This window comes from Dietzia papillomatosis NBRC 105045 (assembly GCF_001570845.1).
In the GTDB taxonomy this organism is placed as follows: Bacteria; Actinomycetota; Actinomycetes; order Mycobacteriales; family Mycobacteriaceae; genus Dietzia; species Dietzia cinnamea.
Map to the genome: position 1 here is coordinate 1 of NZ_BCSL01000049.1, position 16,585 is coordinate 16,585.

Consider the following 16,585-nt stretch of genomic DNA (forward strand, 5'->3'; position numbering starts at 1 on the left):
GACCCCGGCGCGCTCGACGATCATCTCCAGGTTGTGCGGGTTGCAGATGCCCAGCCCGGTGCCGATCGGCGCGCCCAGGGGCATCACGGCCGCGCAGCCCACATCCTCCAGTCGGCGGGCCAGGACGGGATCATCGGTGGTGTAGGGGAGGACGACGAATCCGTCGTCGACCAGGTCCTCGGCCGCCTCGACGAGTTCCAGTCCGTCGGGCAGGAGCGTGCGCTCGTCGGCGATCACCTCCAACTTGACCCAGTTGGTGCCGAGCGCCTCGCGGGCCAGGCGGGCCGTCTTGACCGCCTCTGAGGCACTCCGGCACCCGGCGGTGTTGGGCAGCGGGCGGATGCCGAGCTCGCGCAGCAGCCCGAGTAGTCCGAGGCCGTCCGAGCCGAGGCGCAGGTCGACCTTGCGGATCGACACGGTGGTCAGGGCGGTGCCCGAGGCGATCAACGCCTCGCGCAGGACCTCCTGGTTGCCGGCACCGCCGGTGCCGGTGATGAGCCGGGAGCCGATCTCCTCACCGGCGATGACCAGCGGCGAGTCCAGCACCTCGGCGACGCGCGCCCCGTGGTCAGGGGCGGCGGGCGCGTCGACGGGGCCGGGGGCGGCCTCAGCCACCCTGGACCGCCGTGAGGACGTCCACCTCCGCGCCGGCGTCGAGCGGGGTGTCACCCCAGCTCGAGCCGGGCACGACCATGCCGTCGACGGCGATCGCGACGCCCTCGTCGGGCAGGTCCAGTTCGGCGACGAGCGCGCGGACGGTCGCGCCATCGGCCAGGGTGCGGTCCTCACCGTTCACGGTGACGATCATGGGGGCCTCCTGCAGGAAGTCGTGACGTACGGCACCACCGTAGCCGTCGGGCACGACCGGGGTCAGGAGCGGGCGAAGCGGTCGGGCGACGCCGCGCCCGCCGCCCCCGGGGCCGACCGCCCCAGCAGCGTCGCGACGACGGTCGCAGCGGTGACCGGCGTCAACGCGATCCCGTTGCGTCCGTGCCCGGTGGCGTGGACGATCCGCGGGTCGGCGGGGTCGACCCCGAGGATCGGCAGATTGTCCGGCGACATCGGCCGCAGTCCGGCGATCATCTCGGCGAGTTCGTACTCGCCGACGCCGGGGAAGATCGTCTCGGCGTCGGCGAGCAGGTCGCGGACCCCGGCGACGGTGACCTGCCGGTCGTCGCCGTGTTCGTACTGGGTGGCGCCCACGACGAGACCGCCGGCGCGCGGCACCAGGTACAGCGGCCGGCCCCGGACGAAGGCCCGCACGACGCCGCGGGGCGGGTCCTCACACCCGGGGCGGGACCGCAGGCGGAGGACCTCGCCCTTGACCGGGCGCACGGGCAGGCCCGCCAGGTCGGCGGAGCCGGTGCCCGCGGCGAGGACGACGCGGTCCGCGTCGAGGTCGTCGAGAGAGGAGACGGCGCCGCGCACCCACGTCACTCCCTCGGCGCGACAGGCACGGGTGAGGGCGGCGAGCAGGACCCGGTTGTCGACGGCGCCCTCGGAGTCCATCCGGTAGGCGGCGCGGGCGACCCGGGCCAGGGACGGCTCGGCCTCCCGGAGCTCGCGGCGGGTCACGCGACGCAGATCGGCCTCGGTGACGCCGCCGTTGGTGCCGGCCGGGTCGGTGCCCCGTGTCGGGTCGGGCTGGCTGGCCGCCCACTCCATGGCCATGTCGAGGTCCCGGGCGTCGGCCTCGTCGACCGCCAGCATGTGCGTGTACCCGGCCGTGCGGACGGGCGGACCGGGTGGGACGTGGGGGGCGAGCGCGTCGAGGAAGCCCGGCCACCTCCGGAGCGAGTCCACGCCGAGCGCGAACACCGCCTCCTCCCCCGGCCACGCCTCGCTGAACGGGGCGAGCATGCCGCCCGCGACCCACGCGGCGCCCGAGGTGGGGACGCCGCCGGGCCCGGAATCGTCGGGCTCGTGGACGACGACCTCATCGGCGGCCCCGGACCGGGCGATCGCCCAGGCGCAGGCCAGGCCGATCACCGAGCCGCCGACCACCACGACCCGCCCCGCACCGATACGGGCGGCGGGCGGGGCGGGGTCGACGGTCATGGCGGCCAGCCTAGTAGGGGCCATCACCTACCGTTGAACCCATGACCGCCCGCGCCGACCGCCTCCGTGCCCGCCTCGCCGACGCCCGCCTCTACCTCTGCATCGACGCCCGCCGACACCTCGACGACGATGCCCGCGCGCAGGGCTGGACGGGCGACTTCCCCGCCCTGCGCCGCGACGTCACCGCCGCGTTGACAGGCGGCGTCGACATCGTGCAACTGCGGGACAAGAACTCGGCCGGCGACCGCGACCTCGGGCCGCTGGAGGCGGGGCACGAGCTACGCGCGCTCGCGGTGATGCGTGAGGTCTGCGACGCCCACGGTGCGCTGCTCGCGGTGAACGACCGGGCGGACGTCGCCGTGGCCGCCGGCGCCGACGTGCTGCACGTCGGGCAGGACGACCTACCCGTGGAGTGGGCGCGACGGATCGTCGGCGACGACGTGGTGATCGGCCTGTCGTGCCACGCGACGGACGAGGTCGACGCCGCGGCGGCGAACCCGGTGGTGGACTACTTCTGCACCGGCCCCGTGTGGCCGACCCCCACCAAGCCGGGCCGCCACGCCCCGGGGCTCGGGCTCGTGCGGCACGCGGCCGGGCTGGGCGGCGGACCGGCCGCGGCGCCCAAGCCGTGGTTCGCCATCGGCGGGATCGACCCGGACACCTTGCCCGAGGTGCTGGCCGCCGGGGCGAGCCGCGTGGTCGTCGTCCGCGCGATCACCGCGGCCCCGGACCCCACCGCCGCAGCCCGCGAACTCCGGGCCGCCCTGGCCTGAGCGCCCCGCCCCGCCCCACCCCGCCCGGCGACCCGGCTAAGGCGTCGCCGCCTGCGGGGCCCCGCTCCCGGCCCCGGCGGCAGCACCCTCGGCGAGCGGGTCCGCCGCGGTCAACTCCTTGGTCAGCGTCCTGCGCAGAACCTGCCGGGGCTTGCGGTCGAGCGAATCCCCACCTCGTCGTCGTCCCCCTCCCCCGGCCTGGCCGGTGCGCCCGGCCTGCCCGGTCGGGTCGTCTCCCGGCTTGCGTCCCCACGAGTCGGGCGCCAGCCCCGGCACCAGGGTGAGGGCCTTACCCAGCCCCCACGCCGGCCACTCGACGCGCGCGTGGTCGACCTGCACCCTCGCGCGGCGGCCGCGCAGCACGAGGGTCATCACGCCGTTGTCGAACCACACGCCGTCGGACACCCGCCACCGCACCTCGGGGTCGCGCACGCCCACCGCCCGCGCGAGGCGACGCGTCAACGCCGGCAGGGGCTCGCGCACCGACAGCCGGTTCACCGCGCGGATCGACTTCTGCAGCGGGTTGCGGAACGGCGACATCACCAGCTGGTGCACGCGCGTCGGCGAATCCGCCACCCGCGGCGCGGTGAGCTCCACCTCCTCGAGGTACGAACAGTGCACGTCGCCGCCGAGCAGCAGGATCGACGCGGGCGCCGGGCGTGAATCCCCCGCGGCGACCTCGGTGAGCAGTCCCACGAGGTCGTCGAAGCTGTTGCGGAACGCGCCCCAGTGCTCGAGATCCACCGCGCGCCGCGCCCACTCCCCGAACCTCGCGGACACCGGCATGTCCGGGCGATGGCGCGCCACCGCCTCGTTCCACCCCTCCACGTGGTGCAACGCCGGCAGCATGAACGCGGGCAACGACGAACCGATCACCAGGTGGTCCACGTCCGCGTCCAGGCACGCGTCCCGGGTCCACGCCCACTCGTCCGAGTCCATGACCCGCCGGTCACCCGGATCCAGGTGGCGCGAGGCCCGCACGTCGAGCATCACCACCCTCACCCGACCGAAGTCGCGCTTGTAGCTCCACTGGACCGTGCCGCGCTCGGAGTCCGCGGCCACGGCGAAGTCCTCCAGCAGGCGCACGCGCTCCGCGTCGGAGGCGGCGCCCCGCAGGGCCTGGTACGTCTCGTTCGCCTCGAGCTCGTCGGGAGTGAGGTTCCCGAGGTGCTGGTAGACGAAGTAGCTGGAGAACGCGCCGATCACGCGGTCGCGCCACCACGGCTGGGCGGTCATCTCGCGCCGCCACGCGTACGAGGAGTTCCAGTCGTCGCGCAGGTCGTGGTCGTCGAGGATCATGCAGCTCGGCACGGTCGACAGCAGCCAGCGCACGTCCGGGTCCCGCCACGACTCGTGGTAGAGCCAGGAGTACTCCTCGAAGTCGCAGATCTCGTCCGAGACGTCGCGGTCGCCGCCCGCGCCCGCCGAGTCCCGCACCGACTGCGGCCCCAGACCGGCGTCGCGGCGCTCGGCGAGGCGCTCGGTGATCTCGCGGCTGGGGATGTCCGCGTACACCTGGTCGCCGAGGAGCAGCATCGCGTCCGGCCACTCGCGGCGCGGCGCCTGCGCCATCCGGTGCGCCAGCGCCACCAGCGCGTCGGCGCCGATCTCCCGCAGCGCCTCCGACGTCTGGCTCTCACCACGCCGGCACGAGCCGAACGCCAGCCGCACGGTGTCGTCAGCGCGGGGCGTGCAGATCACACTGGGCCTTCCCGGGTCGACCGGCCAGACCTGCTCGCCGTCGAGCTCCACCGAGTACGGCGTCTCCTCCCCCTCACGCAGGTGGCACAGGTGCAGCACGGCGAAGTGGTGACCGTGCACGCCCCAGGTCCGTTCGGTGGCCACCTCGTCGCCAGCGCGGATCGTCACCTCGCACGGGGCGGAGACCTCGACCCACACCGTCGCGTCGGTGCTGTCGACGTACCGGAGCAGCGGGCCCAGGACGAGCTCGGGTGTGCGGGCGGATGCGGTCATGCGCACCAGTGTGCACCCGCGCGGCGGGTGGGCGGGACCGGTCCGTCGAGCGGAACGGCGAGGGTTACCCGAGGAGGGTCCGGGGCCCGACGACGAGGACGTTCTCCGGCAGCCTGTCCCGCAATCCCCGATCGGCCGTGACCACCACGACCCGTCGGGGCCCGCCATCCAGCTCGGTGGCCAGGTCGACGATCGCGTCGTCACCGGAACCCGGCGCGCGGTGCACCACGAACGGGCCCGAGTGCTCGGCGGCGCGGGCGGCACCCTCGATCACGGCGTGCGCGCGGGCGACCCAGCCGAAGGCGGCCGCCGGGGCGGGCGGCTCGGCCGGGTGCGATCCTCCGGTCTGGGAGGGTCGTCCGGTCGACGCGGACAGTTCGAGGGTGCGGGGCATCCCGGCGCCCAGCTCGTCGAGCAGACGCCCGGTCGCGCCGGCCCGGTCCCGCCACCAGCCGTCGGGGCGCGAGCCGAGAACGTTGGCCACGTCCACCACCAGCTCGACCGGCTCGGACCGCAGCCCGGCCGCCCACGCCTGCGCGAACGCCGGCATGAGCGGCAGGTCCGCCACCCGCGTCTCCGGCACCCAGCGCAGCTCGATGCTCTCGTTGTTGGGCACCGTCTCCAGCGGGCGCGGCGCGTCGGCGATCACGGTCGTGTACGTCCACTCGACCGAGTCGGGGGACTCTTGGACCAGCGGTGGCAGCGCGCGGGGGCGGCGGTCGGCCCCGGCGGCTACGTCGGCCCCGGCGGCCCCGGCGGCCGCGTCGGCGCCGGACTCGTCGGGCTCCTCGTCATGCCTCTGGTCCGGGCGCAGCCGACGCAGCATCTCCGCGGCGTGGCGCATGTCCAGGCCGGGCCGGTGCCAGACCGTGCCGGGCATGCGGGAGGTCACAACCTCCGCGCGCACCACGACGTCGGCGGGCCGGATCTCCGCCTCCTCCTCGGTCTCGCGCAGCGCGGCGCGGGGCGCGTCCTCGTACGAGTCGCGCGCGCCGCCGGGCAACGCCCACGTGTCGCCGGAGGCGGTCCACACCGCGCGGTGCTGCAGCAACACCAGCGGGGTGTCCGGATCGGTGGGATCGGCGGCGCGCAGCAGCAGCCCGGCGGCGCCGAACCGGCCCCACCGGCGATCACCGCCCGCGGACACCACCCAGCCGTTGCCGTCACCCTCGCTCGCCGTCACCGGACCTCCACCTCCCCGGACGGGCCCACCCCCGTATCGGGCGGGTCCTCGAGTCCTCCTCGACCAGTCTGCCCGACTCCGCGCCGTCACTTCACTAACCTGGGACACACTCCCGTCGCGACGTCGGCTCGGCGGGCGAGGACCGGGGAGGTGAGCGACGCGATGCGCGCCCGAACCCTCGCACGACGCGGCACTCCCGGATCCTCCGACGGGACCGGCAGCGGTTCCACACCCACGCCGGGCTCCGGGCCCGGAACCGGCGGCCGCTCCGGAACCGGCGGCCGCTCCGCATCCGGTGCTCGGCCCGGGGCCGGCGGCGGCAGCGGCGAGTCCGGCACCGCCGTCCAGCCCCGCCACCCCGTGCGCCGCCGCGCCGCCCGCTTCTGGAGCGACGTGCTCACCACCCCCGGCCGGATGTCGGTCTTCGCGCTGGTCGCGATCGTGGTGGTGCTCGCGGGCGGCATCGTGGCGTCCTCCACCATCACCCAGCGGCAGAGCTACCACGAGACCCTGCTCGCCGAGGTCGAGCCCGTCGCCAACGCCTCGCAGACGCTCTACAGCTCCCTGACGATCGCGGACTCCGCCGCGAACACCGCCTTCATCACCGGCGGGATAGAACCCGCGGAACTGCGCGAACGCTACCTCCAGGCGATCGCGGACTCGTCGTCGTCGATCATCGCCGCCGCCCAGGGCCTCGACCGCAACGACACCGAGTCCATCGACCAGCTCGCCCACATCAACGCGCAGCTGGCCACCTACACCGGCCTCGTCGAGACCGCGCGCACCAACAACCGCGTCGCCAACCCGGTCGGCTCGGCGTACCTCGCCTCCGCGTCTGCGCTGATGCAGGACACCATCCTGCCCGCGGCCGCCGACCTGTACGACCGGCAGTCCACGTCCGTGGGCCAGTCGGACCGCGAGTGGTCGTCGCCGCCGTGGGGCTCGTTCTTCCTCCTCGGACTGGCGATCGCGGTGCTGGTGCTGCTGCAGCAGTGGCTGTGGCGGCTCACCGGACGGCGCATCAACCCCGCGCTCGGCGTGGCGTCCCTGCTCATGGTGGCGACGTTCCTGCTCACCATGATCGCCGGGTTCCTCGCCGCCAACGACAACGCCAAGGGCCTGTCCGAGGGCGCGGCGCCGATGAACGAACTGACCCGCCAGCGCATCAACGCCCAGAAGGTGCGCGCGCAGGAGACGCTCAACCTCGTGCGGCGCACCGACCCCGAGGGGTCGGCGGCCGAGCGCGCGGCCGTCCTCGGTGGCGTCCGCGACACCTTGACCGTGTATCTCGACGACGAGGAGGACAGCGGCAGCGACATCAGCCTCGACTCGCACGGCGCGGTGACGGACGCGATCGAGGCGCTCGACGAGTGGATAGCCGCCCAGAACCGCGCGGACTCGCTGTACCAGCAGGGCGACTACCAGGGCGCCATCGAGATCTCGTCCGGACAGGACGCCGGCGACTCGGGGGCGGCGTTCGACGAGTTCGACGAGTCCATGCAGGCCGCCATCGAGGAGGCCCGCGACACGCTGCGCACCCGCATCGACAACGCCCGCCGCACCTCCTCGAGTGGCCCGGACCTCATCATCGCGCTGTCCACGCTCGCCGCGTTCGGCGTCGTCGTGGGGATCGCGCCCCGGATCAGGGAGTACCTGTGAGTGCGCGGGTCGGCGGGGCGGCACGGGTCGGCGGGCCGGGACGGGCTGGCGGCGCGGCGCGGGTCGGCGGGGCGGCGCGGGCCGCGCTGGGTGGCGTGCTGGTGGCGGCCCTGGCGTTCGGCGCCGCGTGTGGGGTCGGCGACGACGAGGTCCGCCCCGGCGTCGGCGGGCCGGACCAGGGCGCGGCGGCCGAGTCCGCGGACATCGTCGGCGCGGGGATCCCGGAGGTGGAGGCCGTCATGCCGCTGCCCGCCGGCGCGGTGGTCAGCACCGACATCCCCGACAACCTGCCGCGCGAAGACGAGGAGAACTGCGACCCCCTGCCCAGCCTGCGGCCAGACGACGCCCCGCCCGAGGAACGTGTGCCGCGGATCCTGCAGCGCGGCCGGCTGATCGTCGGCCTGGACCAGGGCTCCAACCTGTTCTCCTTCCGCGACCCCGCCAGCGGCCAGCTCACCGGCTTCGACGTGGACCTCGCCCGGGAGATCGCCGCCGACATCTTCGGTGACCCGCGGCAGGTGGAGTTCCGGTCGTTGACATCGGCGAACCGGCTGGAGGCGCTCGAGAACGACCAGGTGGACGTGGTGATCCGGTCGATGTCCATCACGTGCGCCCGGCGCGAGCGGGTGACGTTCTCGGTGCCGTACTACCAGGCCTACCAACGAGTGCTCACCGTGCGGGGTTCGGGTATCACGGAGATCGAGCACCTCGAGGGAAAGCGCGTGTGCGTGGCGGCGGGGACCACCTCGGCGTCGCGACTGTGGGCGGAGTTGGAGCGGATCACCGTGCTGTCGGTCAACACGTGGGCGGACTGCCTGGTCGCCATCCAGCAGAATCAGGTCGACGCCATCACCACCGACGACGCCATCCTGGTGGGCATCACCGCGCAGGACCCGTACCTGCAGATCGTCGGTCCGCAGCTCGACGCCGAGCCGTACGGCGTGGGCATCGCCAAGTCCACCCCGGAGAACAACACCGACGGGCTGGTCCGGCAGGTGAACTCGACGCTCGAGCGGATCCGCGCGGACGGCACGTGGAACCGCATGTACTCCACGTGGCTGTCCGGGCTGGGACCGAACCCCGGCATGCCTGAGCCGCGGTACATCGAGGAGCCGCGATGAGTTACCGGAAGTGGGACGACCCGCCGGAGGACGGAGAACCCACCGTCGGCACCCAGGCCACCGTGCGGACCGAGGCCGTCGCCGTCACCCAGGCCGCGGCGGCCACGGGCGCGACGACGGAGACGGGCGCGATGGCCGAGACGGGTGGCTCCGCGTCGACCGGCGCGACCGAGGCCACCGGCGCGATGGCGGCCACGGGCGCGATGGCGGAGACGGGTGGCTCCGCGTCGACCGGCGGGATGGCCGAGACCGGCGTCGTCGACGTCACCGGCGCGGTGTCCATGACCGGGCTCCTGTCCGACACCGACCCCGACGCCGGCACCACCCCCCGCGCCGCCGGCCGGCCGCGTCACGATCCGGAGTCGCGCACCGAGTCCGTCCCCGGCGCGCGTCCGTCCGTCCGGACCGACGCGGTCACCGGTGACCGCGCCACCTCGGCACCGTTCCGCCTGCGCCACCCCGACAAGCCCGAGGACCGGCCGAGCCAGGCCGCCGAGGGCCTCGTCGATCTGCCGTACATCATCCCCGTCGACCCCATGTCCGCGATGCTCGCACCGGAGGACATCGAAGCCGAGTGCGAGGCCTCGAACGGCAAGCTGCCCAGGCCCGAACTGCGACCCGGCGACATCGTCGCCGACCAGTACGAGGTCCGCGGTGCGCTCGCCCATGGCGGGATGGGCTGGATCTACCTCGCCGTGGACCACAACGTCTCCGACCGCTGGGTCGTGCTCAAGGGTCTGCTCCACGCCGACCAGGCCGAAGCGCAGGAGGTCGCGGTCGCGGAGCGGGAGATCCTCGCCGAGCTGTCGCACCCGTCGATCGTGCGTATCTACAACTTCATCCACGACGACTGGGCCACCTCGCCCACCCACGGCGGGTACATCGTCATGGAATACGTCGGCGGCCCCAGCCTCCGCGACGTCCGGCGCGCCGCCCCCGGGCGGGTCCTGCCGGTGGAGAAGGCCATCGCCTACGTCCTCGAGGTCCTCCAGGCGTTGTCCTACCTGCACTCCGTGGGGCTGGTTTACAACGATCTCAAGCCCGAGAACATCATGCTCACCGAGGACCACGTCAAGCTGATCGACATGGGCGCCGTGTCGGGCGTCGGCGACTACGGGCACATCTACGGCACCCCGGGCTTCCAGGCCCCCGAGATCCCCGTGACCGGGCCGACCATCGTCTCCGACCTGTACACCGTCGGCCGGACGCTGGCCTCGCTCATCGTCCGACTGCCCGTCGTCGACGGTCGCTACGCCGACGGGATCCCCTCCCCCATGGAGGAGCCGGTCTTCAGCCGGTACGACTCCCTGTACCGGTTCCTGCTGCGCTCCACCCACGAGGACCCCGACATGCGGTTCCGCAGCGCCTCCGGCATGGCCAACCAGCTCATGGGCGTCCTGCGGGAGGTGCTGGCGCTGCGGACCGGGGTGCCGCACCCCGCGTTCTCGTCCGTGTTCTCCCCACAGCGGTCGACCTTCGGCACCCTGTTCACCGTCGAGCCGACGGACTTCCTCGTCGACGGCCGCGCCCGAGACACCACGCTCACCGGTGCCGAGCTCGTCGACGCGCTCCCGGTGCCCCTCATGGAGTCGTCCGACCCGGCCAGCCGCATCCTCGCCGCGACCTCGTACACCTCGGTCGAACAACGGATCGACACGCTCAGGGAGCTCTACTCGGACACCGGCTCCGAGGCGCACGAGAGCATCGGCGTCATCATGTCGCTCGCACGCGCCTACCTCGAGAGCGGGGACCTCGCCGCCGCCGAGGCGCTCCTGGAGGAGAACGCCCACCGGCGGCGCGCCGAGTGGCGGCTCGTCTGGTACGACGGCATCGTCGCGCTGCTCAAGGGCGACCCGGTCGGCGCCTACCCGAAGTTCCAGCAGGTGCTCTCCGCCATGCCCGGCGAGAACGGACCCAAGCTGGCCCTCGCCGCCACCGCCGAGCTCATCCTCGACGTCTGCCCCGAACGGGACCGCGCCCGCTGGGCCCGCTCGAGCGAGCACTTCTACCGCACCGTGTGGTCGGTCGACCGCTCGGTCATCAGCTCGGCGTTCGGACTGGCCCGCCAGCTCCAGCGGCGCGGCGAGGTCGCGGCCGCCATCGAGGAACTCGACCGCGTCCCACCCAACTCGCGCTACTCCTCGCTGGCCAACCTCACCGCGATCCTCCTCCTGTGCCAGGGACGCCCACTGGAGGAGACCGAGGAGTCCCACCTGCGGGAAGCCGCACGCCGGGTGACCAACCTGTCCGCCGGCGAGCACCGGGCCTTCCAGATCCGGCTCACCGTCCTCACCACCGCACTCGCGTGGATCCAGCTGCCCGGCAACGAGCCCTCGCCGTCCCCGCTGATGCGGGGCGTGCCGTTCACCGAGTTCGGCCTGCGCTCCGGTGCCGAGACCGTCCTGCGGACGCTCGCCCGGTCCACCGAGACGCGGGCCCAGCGGTTCCGCCTGGTCGACCAGGCCAACAGCATCCGCCCGCGCACGTTGTTCTAGCGCCGCGGGGGCGGTCAGGGCACTACCGTCCCAGGCCCAGCACGGTGTCGCACGCCCGCGCGATCGCCAACTCCTCGTCCGTCGGCACCACGAGCACCGCGACCCGGCTGTCCGGCGTCGAGATGACCCGCTCGCCCGTGCCGTTCTCGTTGGCGTCGCGATCGATGTCGACCCCCCAGTCGCTCATCGTGGACAGCGCGTCGGCCCGCAGGCGGGCGACGTTCTCCCCCACCCCGGCGGTGAACGTGATCGCGTCGACCCGGCCGAGGACCGCCCAGTAGCCGCCGATGTAGCGGCGCAGGCGATGGATCACCACCTCGTAGGCGAGCCGGGCGTTCTCGTCGTCGTCGTCGACCCGGGTCAGCAGCTCGCGGAAGTCACGCGCGCCCGACAGTCCCTCCAGCCCGGACCGGCGGTTGAGCAGGGTGGAGACGTCCTCCGGTGACATCCCGCGGTCGCGGATGAGGTGGATGATCAGCCCGGGGTCGAGGTCCCCGGGGCGCGTGCCCATGACGAGACCCTCGAGCGGGGTCAATCCCATGGAGGTGTCCATCGGCCTGCCGCCCGCGATCGCCGACGCCGACGCCCCGTTCCCCAGATGCAGGACGATCTGGTTGATCTCGTCGTAGGGCCGGCCGAGGACGTCGGCGACACGGTGGGAGACGAACTCATGACTGGTGCCGTGGAAGCCGTACCGACGCAGGTCCCATTCACGCGCGGTCTCCCTGTCGATCGCGTACGTGTGGGCCGCGGCGGGCAGCGTGTGGAAGAAGCCCGTATCGAACACCGCGACGTGCGGCAGCCCGGGCAGCAGCTCGCGGGCGACCCGGATGCCGCGCAGGTTGGCCGGATTGTGCAGCGGGGCGAGTAGTTCGAGCTTCTCGATGTCGGCCTCCACCTCGGCGGTGACCTCGACCGGCTCGTGGAAGGCCGGCCCACCGTGGACGACCCGGTGGCCGATCGCCTCGACGCCCAAATCGGTGGGGTGCACCCGCAGTTCCTCGGCCAGCTCCAGTACGCGGGCCAGCGCGGCGGTGTGGTCGGGGAATCCGGCCTCCGCGGTCCGCTCCGCGGCGGGCGATCCCGTGAGCTCGCCGCGGCGCACGGTCATGGTGCCGACGGGCTCCCCGATCCGCTCGACCAGAGCCCAGGCCAGCTCGGCCTCTTCGGCGGTGTCGAGGATCTGCAGCTTGAGGGAGGACGAGCCGGAGTTGATGACGAGTACGCGGGTCATGAATCGCTTCCCTGGGAGTCGCCGGCGCCCTGCGCCTGGACGGCCGTGATGGCGACGGTGTTGACGATGTCCTCGACCAGCGCGCCGCGCGACAAGTCGTTGATCGGCTTGCGCAGGCCCTGCAGGACCGGCCCGATCGCGACAGCGCCCGCGGTCCGCTGGACGGCCTTGTACGTGTTGTTGCCGGTGTTGAGGTCGGGGAACACCAGCACGGTGGCACGTCCGGCGACCTCGGAATCGGGCATCTTCTTCCCGGCGACCGTGGGGTCGACGGCCGCGTCGAACTGCAGGGGGCCGTCCACGACGAGGCCGGCCACCGGGTCGGCGGCGCGCGAGGCGGGACCAGCGGCGGACGCGGCGGCGTCGGCGATGCGCGACCGCACGAGTGCGGTGGCCTCGCGCACCTTGTCGACGTCCGCGCCCGTGCCGGAGTCACCGGTGGAGTACGACAGCAGCGCCACCCGCGGTTCGATACCGAAGCGCGCGGCGGTCTCGGCGGACGACACGGCGATGTCGGCGAGCTGCTCCGCGGTGGGATCTGGTACCACCGCGCAGTCGCCGAACGCGAGCACGTGGTCGGCCAGGCACATGAGGAACACGCTCGAGACCGTCTTAACGTCCGGCCGCGTGCGGATGATCTCCAGTGCCGGACGGATGGTGTGCGCGGTGGTGTGAGCTGCGCCGGAGACCATGCCGTCGGCGAGGCCCGTGTGCACCATCATCGTGGCGAAGTAGGAGATGTCGAGGATGCGGTCGCGGGCCACGTCCAAGGTCATCCCCTTGTGCTTGCGCAGCTCGGCGTACTCCTCGGCGAACCTGTCGGCGTGTTCGCTCTCCCGCGGGTCGAGCAGCTGCGCCCCGCTGAGGTCGATGCCCAGTTCATCGGCGCGGCGTCGGATCGCCTCGGGATCCCCGAGGATCGTCAGGTCGGCGACGTCACGTCGCAGCAGACGGCCGGCGGCGTGGAGGATGCGGTCGTCGTCGCCCTCGGGCAGGACGATGTGCCGCTTGTTCGCGCGGGCGCGTTCGAGAAGTTGGTGCTCGAACATCTGCGGCGTCATCACGTCGGGCGTGTCGACGCGCAGCCGGGCGAGCAGTTCCTCGGTGTCGACGTGCTTCTCCATGAGGCTCAGCGCGGTCTCGACCTTGCGTCCGGAGCCGGAGTAGACACGACCGCGGGTCTCGGCGGCGAGCCGCGCGGTGTCGTAGGTCCCGTGCTGGGTGCAGACGATCGGCAGGGTGGACCGCATCCCACGGACGAGCTTGTCCAGCGCCGGGTTCGGCGTCACCCCGCCGTTCCAGATCATCCCGGCCAGCGACGGGAAGCCTTCGGCCGCGTGCGCGGTGAGGATCGCCAGCACCGCGTCGGTGCGGTCGGCGGGCACGATGACCACCATGCCGTCGACGAGCCGCTCGAGGATCCGGTCGCCGGTCATGCCGCCGACCATCACGGCCATCGCCTCGCGGTCGAGCAGCGCCGGGTCGCCAGAGTACAGAGTGCCGTCGACCGCCTCCTTGAGCTCGCCCATCGTGGGTGCGGTGAGCAGCGCCTGGGTGGGCAGGGTCCAGGCCGGCACGTCGAGCGTGTCGAGTTCGGCCTGGATCGCCTCGAGGGCGTCGGGGTCGCAGCGGTTGGCGACGACACCGACGGGGTGGGCGTGCTCGGCGCGCAGTTCGTCGAGCGTGAGCCGGGCGTTGGTGCCGATCTCTGCCGGAGAGCGGTCGGTACCGCGGAGCACCAGTAGCACGGGGGCGCCCAGGTTCACGGCGATCGTGGCGTTGAAGTCGTACTCCGTGGGACTGGGGACCCCGGTGTAGTCGGTCCCGAGGATCACCACGACGTCGCATTGGCGGGCGACCACCTGGTAGCGGTCGACGATCTCGGCGAGGGCGGCGTCGCGGTCCTCGTGGACGCGCAGGTTCGTCACGCCGATGCAGTCCTCGTAGTCGAGGTCCACGGTCGTGTGCTGCAGCAGCATCTCGAGGATGCGGTCCCGGGCCGACTCGTCGGCGGTCGCCGTGCCGGTAGCCGCGCCGGTGGTCACACCGGGGACCGGCCGCGGGGCGACGGTGACGGGACGGAACACGCCGACCCGCTGGACGGTACCGGCGAGGATCCTCAGCAGGCCCAGCGCGACGGTCGACTTCCCGGTGTCTCCCTCGGGGGCCGCCACGTAGACGGCTGACGAGGAGAGCGGCTCGTTCCCGCTCTGGGCCGGGATGGTCAGCGCGGCGATGTCGGGTTCGGGCGGCTCGGCCCCGTACGACTCGGACGACTCGGGCGACTCGGGCGTGACGGAATCGGGCGGAAGGGAATCGGGCACGGGGGCATTGTGACAGCGCGGGTGGCGCGGCACATCAGGTACACCCCTGTCGGGCGCGTCCGTCACCCCGGTCGGGGGCCGATCGTCAGGCATCGGTGAGCCTGTCGACGCCGGGTGGCAGCCACGTGCACAGCCCGGGCGAAGCGGGGTTCACGATGGTCGTCCAGCCCGCCGGCCCGTCACCGACGAATCCGTGATGGACGGGACAGCCGAGTGCGCCGTTCGCGACGGTCGTCGGTCCGCCCCTGGACCATTCCCGGACGTGGTGGAACTGACTTCGTCGGGCCGGGGCTGTGCATCCGGGGAAGGTGCACCCTCCGTGGGCGGCGTAGAGGACCAGCCGCTGGATCGCCGTGGCGATGCGCCGTTCGGGGTGGGCGTCCACGTCGACCCTGAGCAGCTCTTCGCGTCCGTCGCGGAGTAGCGAGACGAACCATGGCATGGCTCCGGCCATCGAGACGGCCTGCCTGACACTGAGCTGGGTGCCCGAGTCGGTGCGGACGAGCGCGTGGGGGTCCTCGAGCTGCTCGGGGGTCAGCCGCACCACGATGGTCGCGATCCCCTTGGGCCGTGCCGGGTCGACGGTCGAGCCGAGTGCCCACTGGTGGACCAGTGCGTCGTGGGCACGCTGCTCCGGGGTGCGGTCGTCCGATCCGGGTTCGCACGGCACGGCCCCGCCCGGGCCACCGAAGTCGCATAGCGCCCGCTCCACCAGCGCGCGACCGCGAGGGGTGAGCGTCATGGTCAGCGTGCTCGTCCCGTCGGAGCGCACGGCTCCGAGCCTCGCGGAGCGCTGACGCTCCTGGTGCTCCTCGCGGTCCCGGCCGCGGGCGGGACACAGCTCCGCGATCCGTCGCGCGGCCTCAGCGCGCAGGTCGGCGGGCGCCGCCGACCGGGCGAACCGTGTGAGTTCCTCGGCGAACGCGGTCTTGGCCGTGCCGCCCATCGTCCCGGGTAGTGCCGCGACGGCCTTGGCGATGATCCGCTCGTGCTCACCGGAGATCTCTCCGCTCGCTGCCGCCCGCCCGGCCGGGGTGGCCTGGCGCCCGCCGGCGTCGATCCGGCCGTGCACAGTGCCCTTGGCCAGGCCCAGCCTCTCGGCGAGCATGGCGGCCACGCCTCCGGGGGTCCGGCCCTTCTGCCCGTGCAACGCCGCCAGCTCGGCGGTCGCGCGGCAGCCGCTGGCCTCGAGCCGGCGCGCCAGGACTTCGACGCGGCCCACCGCGTCCGCGAGCGCGTCGGCCTCGACGGCGGACCACTCGACCGCGGACAGTGACTCCACGGACGCCTCGAGGAACCCGAGGACATCGGCCAGCGTGGGCGGCTCGACACTGCGACCGCCGTCGCCCTCGGTGCCCGATATCCCCTGCTCCATGCCCTGAAGTATAGAACAGGCGTACGACACCGTGGGGTTGCTTCCGGCGGCCGACCGCCCGCGGGTCTCCTCAGTCGCGCTCGGTCAGCAGCCGGAACCTGAGCTCGTCGAGCATGGCGGCGACCTCGGCGCTCACGAGCGCGCGTTCGAGCGTGACGAGCCTGGCGAGGTCCGCTGAGGCCGCGTCGGGGTCACTGTGGTCGAGGTGTCGTGACGCGCGCGTGTAGAGCAGGTCGAACTCTGCGAAGTCGTGCACGCGGTCGCGCGCGAGTTCGCCGATCCACACGCACTCCCGGCCGCGCTCGCCGGCCGCCTCGAGGACACGCCGGGCCGACTCGAGGACCGCCCTCACCTCGCCGCGCCGGGCCTCGCCGTCCCGCGCCGGGCCT

Annotated in this window: 13 protein-coding genes; 4 read left to right on the forward strand and 9 right to left on the reverse strand. The window is 73.2% G+C overall.

Going from position 1 to position 16,585, the window contains the following annotated elements; genetic code table 11:
- The 3 genes from thiG to thiO form a co-directional block, all read right to left on the reverse strand.
- A partial coding sequence (gene thiG / locus DPA01S_RS13990; RefSeq protein ID WP_061917218.1) for a beta/alpha barrel domain-containing protein occupies positions 1 to 546 on the reverse strand: 546 nt, incomplete at its 3' end.
- Between the two features lie 61 nt (positions 547 to 607).
- Positions 608 to 808, reverse strand: coding sequence for a sulfur carrier protein ThiS (gene thiS / locus DPA01S_RS13995; RefSeq protein ID WP_061228006.1), 201 nt, complete (start codon positions 806 to 808; stop codon positions 608 to 610).
- 62 nt (positions 809 to 870) lie between these two features.
- The gene (gene thiO / locus DPA01S_RS14000) at positions 871 to 2,058 is read right to left on the reverse strand and encodes a glycine oxidase ThiO (RefSeq protein ID WP_061917203.1); all 1,188 of its coding nucleotides are present in this window, start codon (positions 2,056 to 2,058) and stop codon (positions 871 to 873) included.
- A 41-nt stretch (positions 2,059 to 2,099) separates the two neighbouring features.
- Here thiO and thiE point away from each other — a divergent pair, with 41 nt between their 5' ends.
- Positions 2,100 to 2,831 carry a thiamine phosphate synthase gene (thiE, locus tag DPA01S_RS14005; RefSeq protein WP_061917206.1) on the forward strand — a complete coding sequence of 244 codons (732 nt, stop codon included), beginning with the start codon at positions 2,100 to 2,102 and terminating at the stop codon, positions 2,829 to 2,831.
- 36 nt (positions 2,832 to 2,867) lie between these two features.
- Here the strand turns inward: thiE and DPA01S_RS14010 are convergent, their stop codons facing one another.
- Together DPA01S_RS14010 and DPA01S_RS14015 are read right to left on the reverse strand one after the other, a co-directional pair.
- Positions 2,868 to 4,805: an alkaline phosphatase D family protein gene (locus DPA01S_RS14010; RefSeq protein WP_083961670.1), complete on the reverse strand. Its 1,938-nt coding sequence runs from the start codon at positions 4,803 to 4,805 to the stop codon at positions 2,868 to 2,870.
- 64 nt (positions 4,806 to 4,869) lie between these two features.
- Positions 4,870 to 5,988: an NUDIX domain-containing protein gene (locus DPA01S_RS14015; RefSeq protein ID WP_061917210.1), complete on the reverse strand. Its 1,119-nt coding sequence runs from the start codon at positions 5,986 to 5,988 to the stop codon at positions 4,870 to 4,872.
- 150 nt (positions 5,989 to 6,138) lie between these two features.
- Here DPA01S_RS14015 and DPA01S_RS14020 point away from each other — a divergent pair, with 150 nt between their 5' ends.
- The 3 genes from DPA01S_RS14020 (at position 6,139) to DPA01S_RS14030 (ending at position 11,263) form a co-directional block, all read left to right on the forward strand.
- Positions 6,139 to 7,647 carry a GlnX family signal transduction membrane protein gene (locus tag DPA01S_RS14020; protein ID WP_232303168.1) on the forward strand — a complete coding sequence of 503 codons (1,509 nt, stop codon included), beginning with the start codon at positions 6,139 to 6,141 and terminating at the stop codon, positions 7,645 to 7,647.
- A gap of 86 nt (positions 7,648 to 7,733) precedes the next feature.
- The gene (locus DPA01S_RS14025; protein WP_061228004.1) at positions 7,734 to 8,768 is read left to right on the forward strand and encodes a glutamate ABC transporter substrate-binding protein; all 1,035 of its coding nucleotides are present in this window, start codon (positions 7,734 to 7,736) and stop codon (positions 8,766 to 8,768) included.
- Complete coding sequence (locus tag DPA01S_RS14030; protein ID WP_061917215.1) at positions 8,765 to 11,263, forward strand: serine/threonine protein kinase; 2,499 nt, start codon at positions 8,765 to 8,767, stop codon at positions 11,261 to 11,263. Before DPA01S_RS14025 ends, DPA01S_RS14030 begins: the two co-directional genes overlap by 4 nt.
- A 22-nt stretch (positions 11,264 to 11,285) precedes the next feature.
- On the opposite strand, the gene DPA01S_RS14035 is transcribed toward DPA01S_RS14030, so the two are convergent.
- The 4 genes from DPA01S_RS14035 to DPA01S_RS17075 all read right to left on the reverse strand — a co-directional run.
- Positions 11,286 to 12,497 carry an acetate/propionate family kinase gene (locus DPA01S_RS14035; RefSeq protein ID WP_061227922.1) on the reverse strand — a complete coding sequence of 404 codons (1,212 nt, stop codon included), beginning with the start codon at positions 12,495 to 12,497 and terminating at the stop codon, positions 11,286 to 11,288.
- The gene (gene pta, locus DPA01S_RS14040) at positions 12,494 to 14,821 is read right to left on the reverse strand and encodes a phosphate acetyltransferase (RefSeq protein ID WP_232303170.1); all 2,328 of its coding nucleotides are present in this window, start codon (positions 14,819 to 14,821) and stop codon (positions 12,494 to 12,496) included. The genes DPA01S_RS14035 and pta overlap by 4 nt, the downstream gene beginning before the upstream one ends.
- Before the next feature lie 85 nt (positions 14,822 to 14,906).
- Positions 14,907 to 16,196, reverse strand: a complete 1,290-nt coding sequence (locus DPA01S_RS14045) for an HNH endonuclease signature motif containing protein (protein ID WP_061227921.1) — start codon at positions 16,194 to 16,196, stop codon at positions 14,907 to 14,909.
- 70 nt (positions 16,197 to 16,266) lie between these two features.
- Positions 16,267 to 16,585: hypothetical protein (locus DPA01S_RS17075; RefSeq protein WP_198150798.1), on the reverse strand; the 319-nt coding region annotated here is incomplete at its 5' end.